Below are 1,526 nucleotides of genomic sequence, written 5' to 3' on the forward strand. Positions count from 1 at the left end.
CGGCGGCGGCGAAGGCGGCGCGGGCCGCCTCCCGCGCGCGCGCCGCGATGGCGGTTTGAATGGAGAGAAGCTCCGCCTCGGCGGAGCGGATATGGCCGGAAAGCGCCTTGTAGCGCGCCGCCTGCCGGGCCTGTTTACGCAAATCGCCGAGCCGGGCCTCCAACTGGCCTTTGAGATCATCGGCGCGCAGCAAATTCTGCTCCGCCGCTCTCAGCTTCAGCTCCGCCTCATGCCGCCGGGCGTGCAGGCCGGTGATGCCCGCCGCCTCCTCAAGCAGGGCGCGGCGTTCATCCGGGCGCGCATTGACCAGCGCGCCCACCCGGCCCTGGCTCACCATGGCGGAGGCGCGCGCCCCGGAGGCGAGATCCGCGAAAAGGGTCTGCACGTCCCGCGCCCGCGCCTCGCGGCCATTTACCCGGTAGGCGCTGCCGCCGCCGCGCTCGATCTTGCGGGAAATTTCCAGCTCCGCCGCCTCCTGGAAGGGGGGCGGGGCCAGCCCGCGCGTTTCCTCCAGTGTCAGCGTCACCTCCGCCAGATTGCGGGAAGGGCGGCCGGCCGTACCGGCGAAGATGACATCCTCCATCTCGTTGCCGCGCATATGGCGGGCGTTGGATTCGCCCATCGCCCAGCGCAGCGCCTCGATCACATTGGATTTCCCGCAGCCATTCGGCCCCACCACCCCGGTGAGGCCGGGGAGAATCTCAACCACCGCCGGATCGGCGAAGCTTTTGAAACCGGCGATGCGCAGCCTGGCGAAGCGGGCGGGCATTGGGCCTAGCCTTTGGCCGCCTTGGCGACCAGGGCGGCGAAATCATCGTAAGGCATCGCCCCCGAATAGGTCTTGCCCGCCACCACGAAGCTGGGGGTGGCGTTTATGTTATAGGCCTTCTCCGTCTTTTTCTGCTGGTCGAGAATCCATTGGCCGAGGGCGGCGTCATTCCAGGCTTTCTCGTAGGTATCGTGATCCATTCCGGCCAGCGCTGCGTATTTGAAAATCGCGGTCTCGTAGTCCACGCCTTGGCGGAAGGCCCAGTCGTTCTGGCTGGCGAACAGCGCCTCGATGAAGGGGTAATATTCGCTCACCGGCAGGTAGCGCGAGACCTGGGCCGCCTTCAGCGCGATCTGGTCCAGCGGAAAATCGTTGAAGATAAGCTTCACCTTGCCGGTATCCACGAGGTTGGCCTTGATTTGCGGCATCGTGTCGGTGGCGAATTCGGCGCAATGGGTGCAGGTGAGGGAGAAAAATTCCATCACGGTGACGGGGGCGGTAGCGGCGCCAATGGAACGCTCGGTCTCGGTGGGCGGCAGTGCCGCCGCCGCCCGGCTAGGCCGGGGTGCCAGCGCCGCAGCGCCCGCCAAGGATAGTATGGAACGGCGGGAAATCTGCATGTTCACTCCTATATGTTGTAGTTTACAGCATCCATGATCGAAGACGAAGCCCGATTATTCCCTGGATTTCAGGCTTTGATGGAGCCGGGCCAGGGCGGCGCCCAGCGCCCCGGGCGGCAGGCCGGGCGGCGGCGGCG

At 66.3% G+C, this 1,526-nt stretch carries 2 protein-coding genes; both read right to left on the bottom strand.

Annotated features, from left to right (window positions below; translation table 11 throughout):
* The coding region (locus M7H45_RS01010) for an AAA family ATPase (protein WP_298213816.1) at window positions 1–769 on the bottom strand (769 nt) is incomplete at its 3' end.
* 5 nt (window positions 770–774) lie between these two features.
* Complete coding sequence (locus tag M7H45_RS01015; protein ID WP_298213818.1) at window positions 775–1,389, bottom strand: thioredoxin domain-containing protein; 615 nt, start codon at window positions 1,387–1,389, stop codon at window positions 775–777.
* Window positions 1,390–1,526: the final 137 nt, after the last annotated feature.

This window comes from Acidocella sp., assembly GCF_027352905.1.
Taxonomy (GTDB): Bacteria; Pseudomonadota; Alphaproteobacteria; order Acetobacterales; family Acetobacteraceae; genus Acidocella.

Bases quoted from the DNA above. Each gene is read 5' to 3' on its own strand.
- M7H45_RS01015 (WP_298213818.1), bottom strand. From the start codon at position 1,389: ATGCAGATTTCCCGCCGTTCCATACTATCCTTGGCGGGCGCTGCGGCG.